The sequence below is a fragment of the Oceanicoccus sp. KOV_DT_Chl genome (assembly GCF_900120175.1).
Classification (GTDB): domain Bacteria; phylum Pseudomonadota; class Gammaproteobacteria; order Pseudomonadales; family Dasaniaceae; genus Oceanicoccus.
Genome location: NZ_FQLF01000007.1, coordinates 76,903 through 95,884 on the forward strand (window position 1 = coordinate 76,903; position 18,982 = coordinate 95,884).

General features: G+C 45.6%; 15 protein-coding genes. 7 read left to right on the forward strand and 8 right to left on the reverse strand.

The annotated features are described in order from the left end of the window. Positions 1–46: 46 nt before the first annotated feature. The 3 genes from UNITIG_RS21580 to phoB all read right to left on the reverse strand — a co-directional run bounded on the left by UNITIG_RS21580 (position 47) and on the right by phoB (position 3,351). Positions 47–1,024, reverse strand: a complete 978-nt coding sequence (locus tag UNITIG_RS21580) for a PstS family phosphate ABC transporter substrate-binding protein (protein WP_101760408.1) — start codon at positions 1,022–1,024, stop codon at positions 47–49. A gap of 199 nt (positions 1,025–1,223) precedes the next feature. Next, positions 1,224–2,543, reverse strand: coding sequence for a phosphate regulon sensor histidine kinase PhoR (phoR, locus tag UNITIG_RS21585; protein ID WP_101760409.1), 1,320 nt, complete (start codon positions 2,541–2,543; stop codon positions 1,224–1,226). 109 nt (positions 2,544–2,652) lie between these two features. Continuing rightward, entirely contained in the window at positions 2,653–3,351 is a 699-nt protein-coding gene (gene phoB / locus UNITIG_RS21590; RefSeq protein ID WP_101760410.1) for a phosphate regulon transcriptional regulator PhoB, read from the reverse strand. Positions 3,352–3,567: 216 nt separating this feature from the next. Between phoB and UNITIG_RS21595 the strand changes: the two genes are divergently transcribed. Further along, on the forward strand, positions 3,568–5,787 hold the full coding sequence (locus tag UNITIG_RS21595; RefSeq protein ID WP_101760411.1) for a YgiQ family radical SAM protein: 2,220 nt from the start codon (positions 3,568–3,570) through the stop codon (positions 5,785–5,787). 47 nt (positions 5,788–5,834) lie between these two features. Here UNITIG_RS21595 and UNITIG_RS21600 read toward each other — a convergent pair whose 3' ends face one another. Then, positions 5,835–6,371 carry a DUF3859 domain-containing protein gene (locus UNITIG_RS21600; protein WP_101760412.1) on the reverse strand — a complete coding sequence of 179 codons (537 nt, stop codon included), beginning with the start codon at positions 6,369–6,371 and terminating at the stop codon, positions 5,835–5,837. Beyond that, a complete protein-coding gene (rlmKL, locus tag UNITIG_RS21605; RefSeq protein ID WP_101760413.1) occupies positions 6,371–8,563 on the reverse strand; it encodes a bifunctional 23S rRNA (guanine(2069)-N(7))-methyltransferase RlmK/23S rRNA (guanine(2445)-N(2))-methyltransferase RlmL in 2,193 nt (730 codons plus the stop codon). The genes UNITIG_RS21600 and rlmKL overlap by 1 nt, the downstream gene beginning before the upstream one ends. Positions 8,564–8,950: 387 nt before the next feature. Between rlmKL and rmf the strand changes: the two genes are divergently transcribed. Then, complete coding sequence (gene rmf, locus UNITIG_RS21610; RefSeq protein WP_101760414.1) at positions 8,951–9,154, forward strand: ribosome modulation factor; 204 nt, start codon at positions 8,951–8,953, stop codon at positions 9,152–9,154. An 82-nt stretch (positions 9,155–9,236) separates the two neighbouring features. On the opposite strand, the gene UNITIG_RS21615 is transcribed toward rmf, so the two are convergent. Continuing rightward, complete coding sequence (locus UNITIG_RS21615) at positions 9,237–9,443, reverse strand: hypothetical protein (RefSeq protein ID WP_101760415.1); 207 nt, start codon at positions 9,441–9,443, stop codon at positions 9,237–9,239. A gap of 245 nt (positions 9,444–9,688) precedes the next feature. On the opposite strand from UNITIG_RS21615, the gene UNITIG_RS21620 reads away from it, so the two are divergent. From UNITIG_RS21620 to UNITIG_RS25830, 5 genes are all read left to right on the forward strand, one after another. Then, positions 9,689–10,354: a lamin tail domain-containing protein gene (locus tag UNITIG_RS21620; RefSeq protein WP_101760416.1), complete on the forward strand. Its 666-nt coding sequence runs from the start codon at positions 9,689–9,691 to the stop codon at positions 10,352–10,354. Positions 10,355–10,496: 142 nt separating this feature from the next. Further along, positions 10,497–11,606, forward strand: coding sequence for a tRNA-dihydrouridine synthase (locus UNITIG_RS21625; RefSeq protein WP_369809240.1), 1,110 nt, complete (start codon positions 10,497–10,499; stop codon positions 11,604–11,606). A 121-nt stretch (positions 11,607–11,727) separates the two neighbouring features. Beyond that, a complete protein-coding gene (locus tag UNITIG_RS25825; protein ID WP_369809251.1) occupies positions 11,728–12,144 on the forward strand; it encodes a hypothetical protein in 417 nt (138 codons plus the stop codon). Positions 12,145–12,940: 796 nt separating this feature from the next. Next, complete coding sequence (locus UNITIG_RS21630; RefSeq protein WP_101760417.1) at positions 12,941–13,342, forward strand: hypothetical protein; 402 nt, start codon at positions 12,941–12,943, stop codon at positions 13,340–13,342. Next, positions 13,342–13,560, forward strand: a complete 219-nt coding sequence (locus UNITIG_RS25830; RefSeq protein ID WP_369809252.1) for a 2OG-Fe(II) oxygenase — start codon at positions 13,342–13,344, stop codon at positions 13,558–13,560. Before UNITIG_RS21630 ends, UNITIG_RS25830 begins: the two co-directional genes overlap by 1 nt. A gap of 132 nt (positions 13,561–13,692) precedes the next feature. Here the strand turns inward: UNITIG_RS25830 and UNITIG_RS21640 are convergent, their stop codons facing one another. Next, positions 13,693–13,911, reverse strand: coding sequence for a DUF2835 family protein (locus tag UNITIG_RS21640; protein WP_101760419.1), 219 nt, complete (start codon positions 13,909–13,911; stop codon positions 13,693–13,695). 27 nt (positions 13,912–13,938) lie between these two features. Continuing rightward, positions 13,939–18,810: an NAD-glutamate dehydrogenase gene (locus tag UNITIG_RS21645; RefSeq protein WP_101760420.1), complete on the reverse strand. Its 4,872-nt coding sequence runs from the start codon at positions 18,808–18,810 to the stop codon at positions 13,939–13,941. Positions 18,811–18,982 lie beyond the last annotated feature (172 nt).

Here is an 18,982-nt window from a genome sequence, read left to right on the forward strand (position 1 = left end):
GCGCAACAAAAGACCCTGAAATGACCTGAATTTGGGTCAGCTAACGTTATAGACCCAATTTTTTCAATTGAATCTCAACGACTTTAGCGGGTAATGGAATATAGCCATCCTTTACAACAACTTCCTGCCCGGCTTTGGACATCACTAACTTGATAAATTCACGCTCTAAAGGGCTTAAAGGTTTGTTAGGTGCTTTATTGACGTAAACATATAAGTAACGTGACAAAGGGTATTCACCTTTTACCGCGTTTTCAGGGGTTGCATCAATTAAGTTACCACCCGCCTTTTCACTTAAAGCTACTGCTCTCACACTGGATGTTTTATAGCCGATACCTGAGTAACCGATACCATTAATCGAAGTAGCTACCGACTGCACCACTGATGCTGAGCCTGGCTGCTCATTCACAGTGTTTTTGAAATCACCTTTACAGAGCGCATTTTCCTTAAAGTATCCATAGGTTCCTGACACAGAATTGCGACCAAACAACTGAATATCGCGATTAGCCCATGCGTCAGTCAATCCCGCTTTACCCCAGGTATTGATATTGCTAGATCCGCCACACTTTAAGGTAGAAGAGAAAATCGCATCGACCTCAGCCATCGCCAACCCCTTAATAGGGTTATCTTTATGCACATACACCGCCAGCGCATCGATCGCTACTGGAACCGCTGTTGGCTTATAGCCATACTTTTCTTCAAAGGCCGCCAATTCTTTATCTTTCATCTTGCGGCTCATTGGGCCCAGATTAGAAGTACCTTCGGTCAACGCTGGTGGTGCAGTAGAAGAACCCGCCGCCTGAATCTGAATATTCACATTGGGGTAGAAACGCTTGTAGCTTTCAGCCCACAAGGTCATCAAGTTAGCCAACGTATCAGAACCAACACTTGATAGGTTGCCAGAGACGCCACTGGCTTTAGTATAATCCGGTAGATCTGCGTCTACCGTAGCATGGGCACCCATGACACTGACTGAACTCAGCGCTAATGCAAAGGCTAGTTTTTTTATAGGGTTATACAGTTTCATCCGACTCTCCAAAGAGTTATTTATAAGCGAGTACACAAAATGTTTGTGACACTTTTAAGTTACAGGGGCTACTTTAAGAATCTTTTGTTACAGTAATATGACGATAAAGAAAATTTTCTGACTTCAGTAAAATAACATCAAGCGCAGAGAGAGACGAAAAGACAATTAGCAGATGGGCCCGTATTTACCGACAGCGAAATCAGGCGGATTCAGAGCAATCAAGCACTCGCAGCTCAGGGAACAGGCAGCAAAAAGTACTACCCTCGCCCACCGTACTCGATATTTTTAGTTCCGCCTGATGACGCAACAAGATATGTTTCACAATCGCTAAACCAAGGCCGGTCCCGCCAGTCTCAATCGAACGGCTATTGTCTACCCGATAAAAGCGTTCGGTTAAGCGGTGTAAATGATGCGCCTCAATACCACCACCATCATCAACAACCTCCAAACAAGCACCTTGAAGACTTCGATACCAGCGTACGTTAATATGGCCTCCATCGTGAGTGTACTTGGCCGCATTCATAATTAAATTAGCAAATGCACTATGAATTTCATCACTGCTGCCCTGTAACTGAAGACTATCATCACACTCGATTGTAATATGGCGCTCAGTTGTGACTGCCGCCAATACCTCTTCTCTAATTGCCTCGATTATCGGGCGGATAAAAATTGGCGGCTGTTCCTGCGCCTCAGGTACAGACTCCAATCGGGACAATGTAATCAAATCATGGATTAAGGTTTCCATTCGCTGAGACTGGCTAAGCATTTGCTGAATCACCCGTCGCCAACGTAGATCATCTGATAACAACTGCTCAGCGTCAGCATCGGCCAGAGTCTGCAAATAACCATTAATAACCGTTAGCGGGGTACGTAATTCATGAGAGACATTAGCGACAAAATCTTTACGCATTTGCTGTAAGCGATCTGTTTCAGTGACATCCCGGGCAAAAAGCAAGCGACTACCCTGACCAAAGTAAGTGATATTGATTAACAGCTTAAAATGATTGTTATACGGCGAGGTTAACAATAACGGCTGCACATAATCGTTGCCGTCAAAATAACGAATAAAATCAGGGGTACGAATTAAATTTACTAACTGCTGCTTGGTATCTTCAGGAAAACGCAAGCCCAGAAACTTTTCTGCCGCAGCATTACTCCATTCAATATTGCCACGTGTATCAATTAACACCGCACCGTCTTCTAACGATGCAAAAGAGTCCTGTAAGTAACTTACCGCAGCTTTTAAGCGTTCATGCTCTTCTTTAGCTCGTCGCTGTAATTGATAAATACCATCAAAAACCTCGCCCCATAGCCCTGTACTTTCGGGCGGCGCCAGATCAATACTTTGATCAAGCCACTTCTGAATTCGTCTTAATTGATAAAAAGTCCACGCTATATAAACCAGAGTGGTCAGCAATACAGCGGGGAGCAGCAGGGAGAAAGGCCAGCCAATCAAAGCAGCTAATACAAGCAGCAATAGTAAATTGCGACATTCGATTTTCCAATCGACAGTATGCATGGTTCAGTTCACCAATAAACAGCCACTAATTAGCAGGCGCGGCTTTGTGTGCGGGTGACAATATTGTAGGCGGTTTTGCCATGGCAAAACACAGTAATGAAGAACAATTTTAGCTAGCTGTAGAAAAACGGTAGCCGGTGCCTCTAACCGTTTGTACCAAGTCGCCGTAATCGGCCTTATCTGTCATCAACGCTTTGCGTAAGCGGCGAATATGTACATCAACGGTACGCTCTTCAACGTATACATTACCACCCCACACCTGATCGAGTAACTGGCCACGACTATAGGCCCGTTCCTGATGCGTCATAAAGAACTTTAATAATTTAAACTCGGTGGGACCAATACTTATCGGCGCTTGATCAATAAATACGCGGTGACTCGAAGGGTCCAATTTTAAACCTGAAACTTCAATGGCATCCTCCTCCTCGATAGCACCCGCTCGACGCAATACTGCCTTAATCCGCGATAACATCTCTCTTGGCGCAAAGGGCTTGGTGATATAATCATCAGCGCCGACATCCAAACCTTGAATCTTATTATCTTCTTCGGTTTTTGCTGTCAGCATAATGACAGGCAGGCGGCTGGTCATTTCATCTTTACGCAAACGCCGCAGCAACTCTACCCCGGACCCTCCCGGCAGCATCCAATCCAGTAACACCAGGTCTGGTGGATTATCAATAATTTGTACGTGAGCCTGCTGAATATCACCGGCCTCCGAACAATCAAAGCCCGCCATCTCCAGCGACATACGTATCATTTCCCTGATGGCGGCTTCATCATCTACGATCAGAATTGTCTTACCTTCCATTTAAATACCTGTAGCTGTTCTCTCAATAGCTGATGATTAAAGCCAAAGTTTATGACAGCAATATGACAAAGCTAAGCAAAAATCGCAATTCTGTGGCTATTTAATGACTTATTTATGACGAATAGACCAGTAAAACTGCTGGCTTTAATACTTTACCCGCTACATTCAAGTATAATGACGGCCGTTCAATCCTGCTGATATCTCCAAACCACACACATGAAATCGTCAACATCCACTAGCCAAGAATTATTCTCCTACCGCAAATACTGGGCGGAGTGCTTTGGCCCTGCACCTTTTCTGCCCATGAGTCGGGCAGAGATGGATACACTGGGCTGGGATAGTTGCGACATTATCATCGTCACCGGCGACGCCTATGTGGATCACCCCAGCTTTGGCATGGCCGTTATAGGTCGCGTATTGGAAGCGCAGGGCTTTCGCGTAGGAATTATTGCGCAACCGGACTGGCGCTCGAAAGATGCCTTTATGACGCTGGGCAAACCCAATCTTTTTTACGGTGTCGCCGCTGGCAACATGGATTCCATGATCAACCGCTACACCGCTGATCGCAAATTGCGTCACGACGATGCTTACTCCCCCAATGATGAAGGCGGCAAGCGACCTGACCGCGCCGTGGTTGCCTACTCCCAGCGCTGTAAAGAAGCTTACAAAGGCGTACCCATCATTATCGGATCCATCGAAGCCAGTTTGCGTCGAATTGCCCACTACGATTACTGGAGCGATAAAGTAAAACGCTCCGTGTTGATGGACTCCAAAGCCGATTTACTGGTTTACGGCAACGCCGAACGCGCTATTGTCGAAGCAGCTCATCGCTTGGCTGCCGGTGAGCCGATTGGGCAAATACGCGATATTCGGGGCAGCGCCTTCGTCCGCAAGGGTATTCCTGCTGGCTGGACGGTGATTGATTCAACCCAAATTGATAGTCCGGGGAAGGTAGAAAAACATCTCAACCCTTACGAAGTTAGTGACTCCGGCGGCAGTAAAGATTGCGCCATTGAAGATAAAGCAAGCGATAAGAATAGCGATATTCAAACCGTGACCATCATCGACCCGCTCAGCGCGCGAAAAAATAAACTCGACCGCAGCAAAACGGTGATTCGACTGCCTTCCTACGAAACCGTAAAGAATGATCCTGTTTACTACGCCCACGCCTCCCGCGTTTTACACCTGGAAACTAATCCGGGTAATGCCAGAGCACTGGTGCAACGACACGGTGAACGCGAAGTGTGGTTAAACCCACCACCGATTCCGCTCGAAACTGACGAACTGGATAATGTGTTTGACCTGCCCTATCAGCGCGTCCCTCACCCCAGTTACGGTGATGCACGTATTCCTGCTTATGAGATGATTCGCACCTCGGTGAATATCATGCGCGGCTGTTTTGGTGGCTGTACGTTCTGTTCCATTACCGAGCATGAAGGCCGCATTATTCAAAGCCGCTCCAAAGAATCTATTCTGCGGGAAGTTGAAAACATTCGCGATAAAACCCCCGGCTTTACCGGCATAGTGTCAGATCTCGGCGGCCCTACTGCCAATATGTGGCGGTTGAATTGTAAAAGTAAAACGATAGAGGAGAGCTGTCGTCGCCTGTCCTGTGTTTACCCTGGTATCTGTAGCAACCTTGATACCGACCAAATGCCATTGGTGGACTTATATCGTGAAACCCGCGCCCTACCGGGCATTAAAAAAGTATTAATTGCTTCCGGCTTGCGCTATGACCTTGCGGTAGAAACCCCGGAGTACGTGCAAGAACTCGTCACCCACCACGTCGGCGGCTATTTAAAAATAGCCCCCGAACATACCGAGGGTGGGCCGCTATCAAAAATGATGAAACCCGGCATCGGTACTTACGAGCGCTTTAAGAATATGTTTGAAAAATATTCCAAGCTGGCGGGCAAAAAACAATATTTAATTCCCTACTTTATCGCCGCCCACCCGGGCACCAGCGATGAAGACATGATGAATCTGGCGCTGTGGCTAAAGAATAACGGCTTTCGGGCTGATCAAGTTCAAGCGTTCTACCCTTCCCCAATGGCCAGCGCCACTGCGATGTATTACTCGGAAAGGAACCCACTGAAGAAAGTCGGGCGCAATAGCGAAATGGTTAAAACCCCACGCGGCCTCAAACATCGCCGTTTACATAAAGCATTTTTGCGTTATCACGATGCAGATAATTGGCCAGCAATCAGGGAAGCGTTATTAAAAATGGGCCGCAAAGACTTAATTGGCCCCGGCAAAAAGCATTTGGTTCCCGCTCGTCAACCGCGCACCTGGGTAGCACCTGCTGGTCAAAAAATGTTGACCCAGCACACCGGTTTACCGCCGCGTTCCGATGGCAGCAATACCAAACGTAAACTGGCAGGCGGTTCCAAAACCCGGAAAAACAGGGCTGTTCGTTCCCGTAGTCGATCACGCTAAGCCAAGTTGAATTTAAATCAGTGGAGATGATGGCGCTAATAACAAGGTTATTGCACCTGAAAGGTTTTGCTGACAACTATCTCGTGGCGATAAATTACGCTAATCACCCATTCTCCAGCCACTAACTCATAAGGCTTTGCCAATAGATAAAAGGCACCGTTCTGGTAGCTGCCATCGGCTTTTATGCGCGCATGACTGTGCTTGGTAAAACCTTTGGACTGGTGACCTAAATAATCGTTAGTGGAAGGATGTTTAATCTGAATGGTAACCGGCACCCATTCCGTATCCACGGTATTGTCGCGAATAATAAAATTAAAACCAAACAACTGGTCTTGCTTTAACGGTACCGTGGCGGTCTGTTTCACCAAGCGGGAACTCACCACACTGGCATAACCTGCGGTGGTATCAGCTTTGAACTGGCTCTCTGATTTTTCTAATAATTGATAAATCCCAAAATCTTTAATTTGCAACGTTATCGGGAATACGATCTGCGCATCTATTGCGGCTTGCGCAGTGCCAATAGACAGCAAACACAGTAATAGTGTTAGAATCCGACGCAATACTAAACTACTGGCAAACCGCATTATTTTTCCTGATGCTTGATAAACCAGCACTGATGAATCTTCTTCGAACGGTGAAAATCTTTATCAAGAGACCAGTCAGATTTATTCTCGACACAGTAATCCGTTAATTGATCATTAGCGAGGCTGAATTTACGCTGGTTATTAGAGAAGATTAACAAGCCGTCGCGAGTTAATAACTTCATCGCATCATGGATTAAGGCCACATGATCACGCTGTATATCGAGAGTGGCATCCATTTTCTTGGAATTTGAAAACGTCGGCGGATCCAATAAGATCAAATCATAGCGATTGTCACAGGTTTTTACCCATTCCAGCACATCAGCCCGTATCATCCTGTGCTTGGTTTCACTAAAGCCATTTAACGCCATATTCTTACTGGCCCACTCCAGATAGGTACTGGAAAGATCAACACTATCAGTGAAGGTAGCGCCACCCATTGCCGCGTGCACACTCGCTGTAGCGGTATAACAAAAGAGATTTAAAAAACGATTGCCCTTAGCCAACTCCGCTATTTTTAAACGCACCGGCCGGTGATCTAGAAACAACCCTGTATCCAGATAGTCTTTCATATTCACCAGCAGTTTAGCCTGCCCTTCCCTTACCTCAAAAAAGTCGCCACTACTGTCTTGCTTTTGATATTGCTTCGCTCCTTTTTGTCGGGTGCGTTGCTTTAGTACCACATATTTTTCAGCGACATCCAATGCCTGCGGAATCGCCGACATCACCTCGCGCAACCGCTGTTCAGCAACGGCGGGATCAACACTAGCCGGTGCGCTGTATTCAGCAACATGCACCCAACCTTCATAATAATCTACCGCAACCGCGTATTCCGGCATATCCGCATCGTACAAACGATAGCAACTGACATTGTTATTTTTTGCCCATTTTTGTAACTGCTTGCGGTTTTTCCTTAAGCGATTGGCAAACATTTGCGCGCCATCCGACAATGGCTGAGGCACCGACGACTTCTCATCGCGCTCCGTTAATGCTCGACGATCTTCGACAAAGTATTCCGGCTGTACATCAAAGCTAAGTAATTTACTGGCAATCGCGCCATTAAAAAGCTGGTACTGTTTTTTATTTTTCAGCCCCATTTTTTTACCCAGCTCCGGGTTGCCGGTAAACACGCCCGCCTGCCAACCGACGAATTCTTTTTTCAGGGTTTGACCGAGATTGCGATACAAATGCAATAACGAAGACTCATCACCTAAACGCTCGCCATACGGTGGGTTGCAAATAACCAAACCGGAATCAATTTCAACATGGGTGGGTTTGGCAAAATCTGCCAATTCCTTGCGCAACACTCGAACTTTACCGTTCAAACCTGCGGCATCGATATTTTGCTGGGCGATATCAATAGCTTTAGGGCTTGCATCATAACCGCGGATTTCCGGCCATTGACGCTGGAGGGCGGCTTCTTTTAACGCCCTGGCTTCTTGTAATTCTGCATCCCAATATTTTGATTGATGGCCCAACCAACCATTAAAACCCCAGTAGCTGCGTAAAATACCCGGCGCAATATTGGCCGACATCATCGCGCCTTCAATGAGTAGCGTACCGGAACCACACATTGGGTCCAAAAGCGCGCCACCTCTGGCCGCTATACCTGACCAATTGGCCCGCATTAAAATCGCTGCCGCGAGGTTTTCCTTTAACGGCGCCGCCCCACCCTCTTGCCGATAACCACGACGGTGTAAGCTCTCTCCCGACAAATCCAGACTAGTAACTAATACACCCTTGGCAACACGAATATTGACGCGAATACCAGGGTGATCTTTATTTACATCCGGACGACGTTCAAACCGCTCGGTAAAATAATCAGCGATAGCGTCTTTGGCTTTTAAGGCGGCGAAATGAGGGTGCTTTAGACCCGGCATGGCGCCGGAGAAATCAATCGCAAAACTACCGTCAACAGCCAGGTGCTGCTCCCACGGCAGCGCTTTAACCGCTGCATACAAGTCATCGGTGTTACGACACTCATCTTGACTCAGTGGCATTAAAATACGGTTCGCCAATCGCGACCATAAACAACTGCGGTAAGCAATGCTCAACGGCCCGTCAAAATAAACCCCAGCCACAGTTTCTTTTACCTTGCTGGCCCCTAAAGAGCGTAATTCTTCCAACAACAGCGTCTCTAAACCTTTGGGACATGTGGCAAAGTACGCATAAGCGCTAACAGCTGGGTGGGACATATAAAGGAAACCTATCGAGTGTGGCTTAGATTATATAGTGCTAAACAACCCCGCTTTGAAGAATTTCAGGGAATAGCTCACATTTTAATCAAAGCTAAGTCTTTGTTTTTAATGATTAATCTAAAGCCGCCTGAGAAATTTATATCACTCGACTTGAATAGGAAAAATCAGTGGTCGACAGCCTTACAATGATTTGCTTAGATAAGGTTGTCAGCGCTGGCGAATTCTACCAAGTCCAGCCTGCAACCACTAACAATAATCTCTTACACAGGAACCAATTAAAATTATAAAGCTCTACCCATAAGCCATTGCTCGTCGCATAGACGATAAACCAGTGGTGTGAAACATGTTGTGTTAACGATAAATATCAAGAATGAGGCGTATTCTATGAGAAGACAAAAACGTGATATGGCAGAACGAGCATTTTCCAAAGGTTACCAGGCTGGCTCACATGGCCGCCACAAAGATACCTGCCCCCACGATAATGGCGATGTTCGCCAACAATGGATGACCGGCTGGCGTGAAGGCCGCACCGATCAATGGGATGGTCTCACCGGAGTCTCCGGTATTCATAAGATGGATATCCATTAATTCATCCATCAAACTTTTAACTTATTCTTTCTAATGTAGATAAAAAATGGCCCTTATATAGGGCCATTTTTTTATGGGCTAACTAAATCTTAAGTGAGGTAAACACACGTTTTAGTCGATTAACCTGCTCACCACTGGCTTTCAAATTGTCGCCAATGACATCGGTAGAGCGACGCCCGGTAACTGCCCAGCGCAAAGTTTCGGGTAAATCCTCATAAGCCGATGCGCCAGCATCCCGTGCCAAAGAAACTAACTTTTCTAAATCCACTTCAGTCATTTGCTGTTTCATAACAGACACCTCACTTGTTATTTGTAACTAACAATAGGAGTACTACGTCACAGAAACCAGTGACTATTGACCGCTTTAAAACGGTAAAAATGCGGGATAAAAATGTTCATAGCGTTTGATCACTGACTTACTGCTGCCAATGCTTGAGTATTTTTCAAACACTACTTGAGATACTGCTGAGATTTGCTATATTGCTGACTGTCTAAGGAATAGACAAAAACATTTAACTTTATAAGGATATAATTATGTTGAACTCTGTAATTTCTCACACCCGCTTAACGCCCTTTCATAACCGCATCCTCTACACAGCCTTATTTGCTATCAGCAGTCAGTACACTGCGGCAGCGGTATTACCCGGCGACTTATTAATCACTGAAGTAATGGCCAACCCTGCTGCTGTCAGCGACGCCAACGGAGAATGGTTTGAAGTTTGGAACACCCGCAATCACAGCATCGATCTCAATGGTTTAACTGTGCGCGATGAAGGCAGTAATAACTTCACTGTCGATGAACCACTGCTAGTTGCCGCCGGTGCTTTTTTTGTTTTTGCCAAAAATGGCGACAGCGCCAGCAATGGTGGTTTGAATGCTGATTACAGTTATAGCAATTTCACTCTGGCCAATAGCAGTGATGCCATCATCATCGAGTTCGCTGGCAACCTGATCGACAATCTTAGTTACAACGATAGCGCTTTATTCGGAGCCGCCGGCAATAGTGCCGAGCGTATTGGCGGTGCTTTTATGCTTACACCCTTTGAATTTAGTTACGGTGACGGTGATATTGGCACTCCAGGTAGCGCCGGCAGTGACATCCCTGTTTCAACAGTTCCGCTGCCCTCGGCGGCGTGGCTAATGGCATCAGCATTAGCAGGGCTGATTTTTCGGCGTAAACCGCTAGCGTCATCAAACTAAGCCGTTATCATTTCAGTCCCGCGTCCATTCGCGGGACTTTATTTAGTCGTAAAGCACTAAACTGCCAACCGCTAGTGCGTTCTCAGTTCGATCTCTGTAAAATGCTGCCACCTTAAACCCTGCTACAGAGAGCTCAAGCGCGTTGAAAACCCAATTCCTCGGTAAAACCCTGTCCGGCCCCTTCACCATTCCATCTGGCATCGTCACCTGTTCCGCTCCTATCATTCAGGCTTTTTTTGACTCCATACCTGAAGTGGGCGTATTAACTACCAAAAGCATTGGCCCCACACCTCGCGCCGGTTACCGTGAACCCGTATTGAGTCAATATGCACCAGGCTGCTTTGTAAATGCAGTAGGATTGACTAATCCCGGTGCTGAAAAAGCTGCCGAAATGATGGCCGAACTGGTTATTCCCGAAGATCGCTTTTTACTGATTTCTATTTTTGGTGGCAGTGTTGAAGAGTATGTCAGCGTCGCCAAAATCATGGCCCCCTACGCCGACGGCTTGGAACTGAATCTATCCTGCCCCCACGCCAAGGGTTACGGTATGGCGATGGGTCAGGACCCAGCATTAGTTCAAGAGATTACCGCTGCAGTTAAAGCCGCCGTGAATATTCCAGTAGTGCCTAAACTAACCCCTAACGTACCCAACATTGGAGAGATCGCACAAGCCGCTGTCGCTGGCGGTGCCGATGCGATTTGTGCCATCAATACCGTTGGGCCAGGCAACCATCTCAGTTATGGCGAGAACGTATTAAGCAATGGTATGGGCGGTATGTCCGGCAAGGGCGTATTACCACTGGCACTTAAATGTGTAAATGAAATCACCAACGCTGTTGACTGTCCAGTGATTGCTTGTGGCGGTATAAGCAGCGCCGATAACGTACGCGCCTTTGAAACATTGGGCGCCAATATATTCGGTATTGGCTCTGCACTAGTCGGTATGACTACTGCTCAAATAGGTCAGTATTTTAAAACACTGACCAATGACCTGACCTCCGCTAAAAGCAATAAAGCCGAAGCGTTGATTCGTTATGATATCGATATGGATTTTCAACCTCTGACATTAGTCAGCAATGAAAAAGTCTGTGACGATATTGCAATCCTGACCTTCGATAAAAAGGTCGGCGTTCAAGCCGGAGAGTTTATTTTCCTGTGGATTCCCGGCTTAGGTGAAAAACCCTTCTCCGCTTTGACCGATGATCCTTTTTCTCTGGTCATTATTAACCTGGGGAGTTTACCGACGCCATGATGAGTCTTGAGCCTGGGACTGACGCCTATGTTCGGGGCCCCACGGTATTCCTGTTAGCCCACCGGAAGACGCCAAGATCATCACCGTCAGTGGCGGCACTGGCTTAGCTGCCGTTTATCAAATTGCCAGGGATCTAGGCGGCGAGAAAAATACGGCAAGCCGCGCTGAAATGTTCATCGGTGCACGTACCGAGGAACGCCTGTACTTTTTAGATGAGTGTGCCGCTATCGCTGATTGCCACATCGCAACTGATGATGGCAGCCGCGGCTACAAGGGTTTTGTCAGCGAAATGCTGCGCGAGCGCTTACAGACAATGTCGCAACAGGAGTTGGATAGTTTGTGTTTCTATAACTGCGGTCCCGAGCCGATGGTACACGCCGCCGTTGCCGTACAAAAAGAGTTTTGCCGCGACGACCAAATTCATAACGCCATTGATTATATGACTAAATGTGGTGTTGGTATTTGCGGTGCTTGCAACGCCCCGGATGGTCGCCGCTTATGCGTAGATGGCCCGTTTTTATCTAATAGCCCAAATTAATGCATATGTTAAAAATTGGGGACTATAAACTGAAGTAATAAAGATTGTTCTATTCGAATCAGCTATGACCCATCTTATCTGCCGCAATTTAGATCGATGCTACTTATTATTTTTTAACTATTAAAAAGCAATGACAGTTAGAACCGGCATCAGCCATTAGTTTGAGAACGGTACTTTACGCTAAAACACGCTAAAACACGCTAAAACACGCTAAAAAGTTAATCTGTAGTATATTTCCTACCGCACAATATAAAACAGTCTTGACTGTTTTATATTGTTGTTTAATAATGCCTTTATAAAAACTAATAAAAATAATAAGGCAAATACTCTCATGCTGAAAACAGCTTAGGCTTGGAAGTCATAGAGAATATTTTACCGAATGCGAGACTGGATAATACTAACAATGAGAATGATTTAATTAAAAGGTCTAGCGGTATATTTTGTAGTTTATCAAAGCGCCAATAGTTAGGCTTTATTAATCTGTTCAACGGCAACTTCCACCAAGAATCTGCCGACGTATATAATTTAGTGATAATTTGAGACGGTGACAACTTTAAAATTAAGCGGCGTTATTTAGTAAACACGCAAGGAACATAAAAGTTTCGGTAGACATTGTCCTTTGTCAGGCATTAACTCTATTCAGATTAATATAAACCCCTCTGGTTGCCGACAAAAAAATGCACCATTTTATTATAAATAAAGAAGCACCAAAATATCGACCAAACGCAACATAGCAGTAAAATATTACTATTATCATGCATAATGACTCTTTCTACTGGCAGTGACAATTTGAAATATGAAGAAAAAAAAAGGAAAAAAATCAACCTATAAATTTATCGACGCTAGTGATTATGACTTATCTTCTCGCGCGATTGCGAATGATTACATTTCTATCTCTCCGCCCTGTTTTAATGACGATGAATTATCCCAACTGATTGAACTTGCTGACAAACACTCACGACCTTCTGACATTCTGGGCGGAGCAGTGAGCAGTGATGCTTTAAGAAGAAGATCCCACAGTTACTGGTTGGCAGAAGAAGGTAATGAGTGGGTTTATGATAAAGTCTGGAAGGTTGCAGCACATGCCAATAAAAAGACGCAATATAAAATTGATTCACTAGAGTTGGCGCAAATTGCTTATTATGATGAGCGCGTAAAGGGTTTTTTGATTGGCACAGTGATGTCACGCCTCAGATGATGCGGCGTAAAATTAGTATTTCAATTCCGCTTAACGACCCTTCAGAGTATGAAGGTGGAGAACTGCAATTTAATGCAGGTGGCTTGCTGCTTACTCCTGATCAAGAAAAAGGTAAAGCTCTGATGTTTCCCAGTTGGATGATGCACCGAGTTACACCAGTCACTTTAGGTAGAAGATACAGCATGGTTGTATGGATACACGGACCTAATTGGAGTTAATGTTAGTCAAGGTTTAAGCATTTTTCATTGAGAGTAATTGCCTATAGTTGACATAAGCTTATTAGCGCGTGAAATTTAGCGTTAGTGATAAAAATGGGAGCATTCAATCCAGTAGCTGCCATACCATTTCGATCACACTCTCTCAATCTGCATGAATTTCCCACGATTATCAAACTGAATGCGAAAACTGCCACTTATACCTTTGTGGGTGACAAACCGCTGCAAAATATTTGCGGGGAACTGAACACTGCGATGGCAACGACTGAAAGTAACCACCACCGCGTCTGGAAATTGATATTGCTTCAAAAACTCATCGGCACTGATGGTTAAATCGATAATCAGGGTTTGCATACTTTGGTAACTGTCATTGCGGCCTATTTACAATACTTCACCGTATTTGCTGCTTTGGGCCATATCTAGCAACTCTCTTATGGCAACTGAGAACATAGCAAATTCGTGAGTTTCACTAGCATGCAATTCTGCCAACATTGCCCGCCATCTTTCAACTAATAAATGCTGTTGTTGCATCCACCGGTTAATACAAGCTTCGACATTACCATCGGCTTCCATGTGCCGCATCGCACCTTCGGTTAAATTTCGCAACTGCCATTCCAAATCATCCCGATAGGATTCTCTCGCCATCGCCTGCCAAAAATTGTCTATTTTTAACTCAGCAATTAATTGCGCAAACCAATCCAGCTCCAAGCGCTCAGACAGCCCAAAAAATAATTCTGCCACCTTCCCGGTGCTAGCACTCAATCCTTTCGACACTTCAATGATATTCAGGAACGGATGCTGTTCACGAACACTGGCAATACACTGTGCTAATTCCTCGGGCATACCCGACTCAATACCTTGCTGATAACGACGTTCAAAATCCAGCTTTGAGTCGCCTGATAAAATATCAGCCAGTGACCGCCTTAACTGAGTGACTTCAGCTTTAAAACCTGCCACCTCCGTTGCGGGTTCTATCAACCCCCTGCGATTACGGATAAACCAGCGGCTAGCGCGACGCACCAGGCGCATCAATTCAGCCATCAAACTCATTTGATGCTCAGAACTTATCCGGTAATCCAGCGTCTCTATCTGCTGCCAAAAAAAAGGCATATCAAAGACATCACGGGCGGTCATATACGCCCGCACAATTTCATTACTACCAACACCGGTGGACTCAGCCACCCTATCGACATAAGTAATCCCCATGTGATTAACCATGTCGTTTGCGATTTGAGTAGCGACAATCTCTCTACGCAAACGGTGATTGTGAATAAGCCCGTTGAAATCAGCTCGTAAACGTTGCGGGAAAGCAGTCTCTACCGCAACCGCCATATAGCTATCATCGGGTATCGACGTGGCCACCAACTCTTCTTTTAACTGTGATTTAACGTAGGAAATAAGCACAGATAACTCCGGCCGGGTTAACCCTTTCCCCATCAACCGACGTTCATTCAATACGTCATCCTGCGGAATAAATTCCAGCTGCCGATTCAATTTACCACTCGCTTCCATCGATTGAATTAAGCGAGCATATTCACCTGATCGTAGTAAGGCTTCCCGCTCAGCAAGGCTCAAGGCCTGCGTCTGGCGATAATTATTCTCAAGCACCAAAGAAGATATACTGTCGGTCATTTGCTCCAGTAACTCATTGCGCTGTTTATAGGTCATGTCATCACTGGCAACGACACCGTTAAGTAAAATTTTGATATTAACTTCATGATCAGAACAATCAACTCCCGCCGCATTATCGATAAAGTCGGTATTAGAACGCCCACCATGCAAACCAAATTCAATTCTTCCCAACTGGGTGACACCTAAATTACCCCCCTCACCAATGACCCTGCAGCGCAGCTCATTGCCGTTAACGCGCAGCACATCATTGGCCTTATCACCGACATCGGCTTGAGATTCAGTACTGGCTTTAACATAAGTTCCAATACCGCCATTCCACAATAAATCAATAGGCGCTTTGAGGATGGCATGAATCAATGCATTGGGAGTGAGTTTATCGGCCGTTATATCAAACCGTAGCTTCATCTCTTTAGTAACCGTTACAGACTTGGCCGCACGCTTAAAAATACCTCCGCCAGCAGAGATTAATTGCTGGTTATAATCATCCCAACTGGATCGAGGCAGATCAAACAGCCGCTGACGCTCGACAAAACTAGCGGCCGCATCCGGGTTGGGATCGATAAAGATGTGCATATGATTGAACGCGCAAACCAATTGAATGTGGTTAGATAGCAACATACCATTACCAAAAACATCACCGGCCATATCACCCACACCGACTACGGTAAAATCTGACTGCTGTACATTAATACCCAGCTCGCGAAAATGCCGCTGCACGGAGACCCACGCCCCCTTGGCGGTAATCCCCATTTTCTTATGGTCATAGCCTGCACTGCCACCCGAGGCAAAAGCATCCCCTAACCAAAAACCATGTTTAAGTGAGAGTTCATTGGCAATATCAGAAAACGTTGCGGTACCTTTATCTGCAGCTACCACTAAATAAGTATCATCTTCATCTTTTCTAATCACCTCACTCGGTGGCACAACTTTGCCGTCGACCAGATTGTCTGTTAAGTCCAGCAAGGCTTGAATAAATATCTTGTAGCAACGAATCCCTTCTTGCTGAATAGCTTCACGATCACTATCGACAGGCAATTTTTTAGGCACAAAACCACCCTTGGCCCCCATCGGTACAATCACAGCATTTTTAACTTGCTGGGCTTTGACCAACCCTAATACTTCAGTACGAAAATCTTCTTGCCGGTCTGACCAACGCAACCCACCCCGGGCGACTTTACCGCCACGCAGGTGCACACCCTCAACCGAAGGGGAGTAAACAAATATCTCGTACATAGGTACAGGTAGCGGCATTTCAGGAATCTGCGCCGGTGCCAACTTAAAGGAAAAATAATTTTTTAATTGACCGTCCTCATTATTTTGAAAATAGTTGGTACGAAGCGTTGCATTAATTAAGGCTAGATATTGACGGATAACCCGGTCTTCACTGAGATTTTCAACCCCCTCCAGTGCATCTACGATGGCCTTATTCACAGCCACCTCCTGTTGCTGCCGCTGTTTCGCAGTCAGTTTCGACGCGACAGCGAAACGGGTATGAAATAATTTAACGATGTTACTGCTGATACCAAAATGATTGCACAGTGTTTCGGCAATGTAATCACCACTTAGATCAAACTTAATTTGTTTCATATAACGTGCATAAGCACGTAGCATCGCAATATCCCGCCATCCTAGCTGCGCACCAAGAATTAACTTATTAAACGCATCACTCTCGGCATCACCATGCCAAATTCGCAAAAAAGCCTGCTGAAATACCTCTTGAGTTTTGGTGAAATCAAGCGTGGCGTCCAATCGATAGGTGAGTGAAAACTCATGCACCCATATCTGACGGCCGCTAGCGGGTTTAATACCATAGGGATGCTCACTTTCCACACGCAAGCCCAAGTGCTCCAGTATTGGCATGACATCTGATAATGACAACGGCGCATCAAGATGGTACAGGCGAAAACGAACCTTATTGTCCTGTTCTCCCAGCTTGCGATAAAAACTCATCTCGATCTGATTTATATCCTGCAAGCTGGCAATTTTATTGATATCGTCAATGGCGGCACGAGGCACAAAATCATCACGATAGCCTGGCCCGAACGCTTTGCCGTATTCAGTAAATAACTTTGTGCCCTGCTCTTCACCAAAATCTTCAGCCAAATAATTTTTAAGATGCTCTTCCCACGACATGGTCAATTGCACCACCTCCTTTTCTAACTGTTGAATATCAACATCGATGTGAATAGCAGGGTCGACTCGCAAGACAAAATGCGTACGCGCCAACACAGACTCAGAGAAATAAGTGGTAAATTCTGCTTCCTTGGCACCAAAGACCTGACAGAGTAATGCCTCTATGGATTCACGCAAATGGGTACGATAAATATCGCGTGGGGTGTAAACCAAACAATTAACAAATTTTCGATAATTATCCCGACGTACGAACAAACGTACCTGCCGCCGCTCCTGAATTTGATTAACTGCCATCGTCGTTGTAAATAATTCATCGATAGAACTTTGAAATAATTCATCGCGGGGGAAGACATCCAATACCCGTTCCAAATCTTTACCCGTATGGTCTTTTAAATCCAAACCGGATTGATCTAACACCGCTGCCACCTTGCCACGGATTATCGGGATTGCCGTTGGTGTCAGCGTATACACCGCCGAGGTATACATACCAAGAAAACGGTGTTTACCTATTAATCGTCCCGCCTGATCATAGCGCCGGATCATCACGTAATCGGGGTATACCGAGCGATGCACACGCGAGCGCCGTGAAGATTTCGCAAATAAAATAACTGAGGATAATACCTGCTGTGTATCTGATTGCTGTGTTAACACGCGACTAAATTCTTCTACCCCTAATGACTGCCGCTTTCGCAATAAACCCAAAGCCGAATTCTTGACTCTTATCGCCTGTCCGGTTTCTTCATCTATCCCTAATTCCTCGTAACCCAGAAAAGTAAAATGCCCCGCGCACATCCACGCTATAAAAGCCTGAATTTCTTCTTGATCGGGGTTGTTAGAGAGCTGTGCCACTTCGCGAATGGCATCTTCAGCTCGCGCAGTCATCTCACTGAAGTCATTTACTACAATACTTACTTCAGCCAATATCGCCGCTAATACATCGGCAATATTTTTTAATTCGCGCTCATCGGTACAGCGCCCTATTTCAAAATAAAGCAGCGCCTCTTCCCCCATAGAACATCCTGCTGGTGGTTTGATCACTGAACGGGATGCAAGTAATTCCTGCAGGGTTCCATCGGCGTTGCGTACTAAAGAAAAAATAGTGCTATGAATGGTGTGAATAGTCAGGTTACGCCGGTTAAGTTCACCGCGAACAGAATCAGTTATAAACGGCATATTTCTGGTAAGTATTGCCACTACCGTATGGCTAGACTGCCAACCATGTTGCTGATAGACCGGATTAAAAACACGCACTTTGGGGCTAGTGAGCTGGTGCTGTTGAATAAATGCCCAGCTGCCAAGAGTAGCGCCGTAAATATCAGATATTTCACGGCCTTTAAAATCTATAGCGGAATACCCCGAATAACACTGCTCAGCAAACGCACTAACCACAGCGGCAGTATCCGCCGCCAAATTATCGTTGATTTCCTCACGTAATTGGGCCAAAAGCCGATCCATGCCCTGATTTAACAATTTTGCTGCGTCCACCATCGTTGGCCACCTCAACTTTAAATTCAGAATACTTTAAAAAAAGCTTAGTTGAAGCTACCGAATTTGTTAGAAATTTGTACAATGGCCCGCGTGCTTGGAACTTGTTTCGATATTTCTGTCAAAGTGTTCCGAAAACGCCTATAAACCCCTAACAAAACCTTTATCTCGTAAT

Coding starts and splice junctions, on each gene's coding strand:
- UNITIG_RS21640 (WP_101760419.1), bottom strand. CDS start 13,911: ATGCAAACCCTGATTATCGATTTAACCATCAGTGCCGATGAGTTTTTG.
- phoB (WP_101760410.1), bottom strand. CDS start 3,351: ATGGAAGGTAAGACAATTCTGATCGTAGATGATGAAGCCGCCATCAGG.
- UNITIG_RS21595 (WP_101760411.1), top strand. CDS start 3,568: ATGAAATCGTCAACATCCACTAGCCAAGAATTATTCTCCTACCGCAAA.
- UNITIG_RS21645 (WP_101760420.1), bottom strand. CDS start 18,810: ATGGTGGACGCAGCAAAATTGTTAAATCAGGGCATGGATCGGCTTTTG.
- rmf (WP_101760414.1), top strand. CDS start 8,951: ATGAGAAGACAAAAACGTGATATGGCAGAACGAGCATTTTCCAAAGGT.
- UNITIG_RS21620 (WP_101760416.1), top strand. CDS start 9,689: ATGTTGAACTCTGTAATTTCTCACACCCGCTTAACGCCCTTTCATAAC.
- UNITIG_RS21615 (WP_101760415.1), bottom strand. CDS start 9,443: ATGAAACAGCAAATGACTGAAGTGGATTTAGAAAAGTTAGTTTCTTTG.
- UNITIG_RS21630 (WP_101760417.1), top strand. CDS start 12,941: ATGAAGAAAAAAAAAGGAAAAAAATCAACCTATAAATTTATCGACGCT.
- phoR (WP_101760409.1), bottom strand. CDS start 2,543: ATGCATACTGTCGATTGGAAAATCGAATGTCGCAATTTACTATTGCTG.
- rlmKL (WP_101760413.1), bottom strand. CDS start 8,563: ATGTCCCACCCAGCTGTTAGCGCTTATGCGTACTTTGCCACATGTCCC.
- UNITIG_RS21600 (WP_101760412.1), bottom strand. CDS start 6,371: ATGCGGTTTGCCAGTAGTTTAGTATTGCGTCGGATTCTAACACTATTA.
- UNITIG_RS21580 (WP_101760408.1), bottom strand. CDS start 1,024: ATGAAACTGTATAACCCTATAAAAAAACTAGCCTTTGCATTAGCGCTG.
- UNITIG_RS25830 (WP_369809252.1), top strand. CDS start 13,342: ATGCGGCGTAAAATTAGTATTTCAATTCCGCTTAACGACCCTTCAGAG.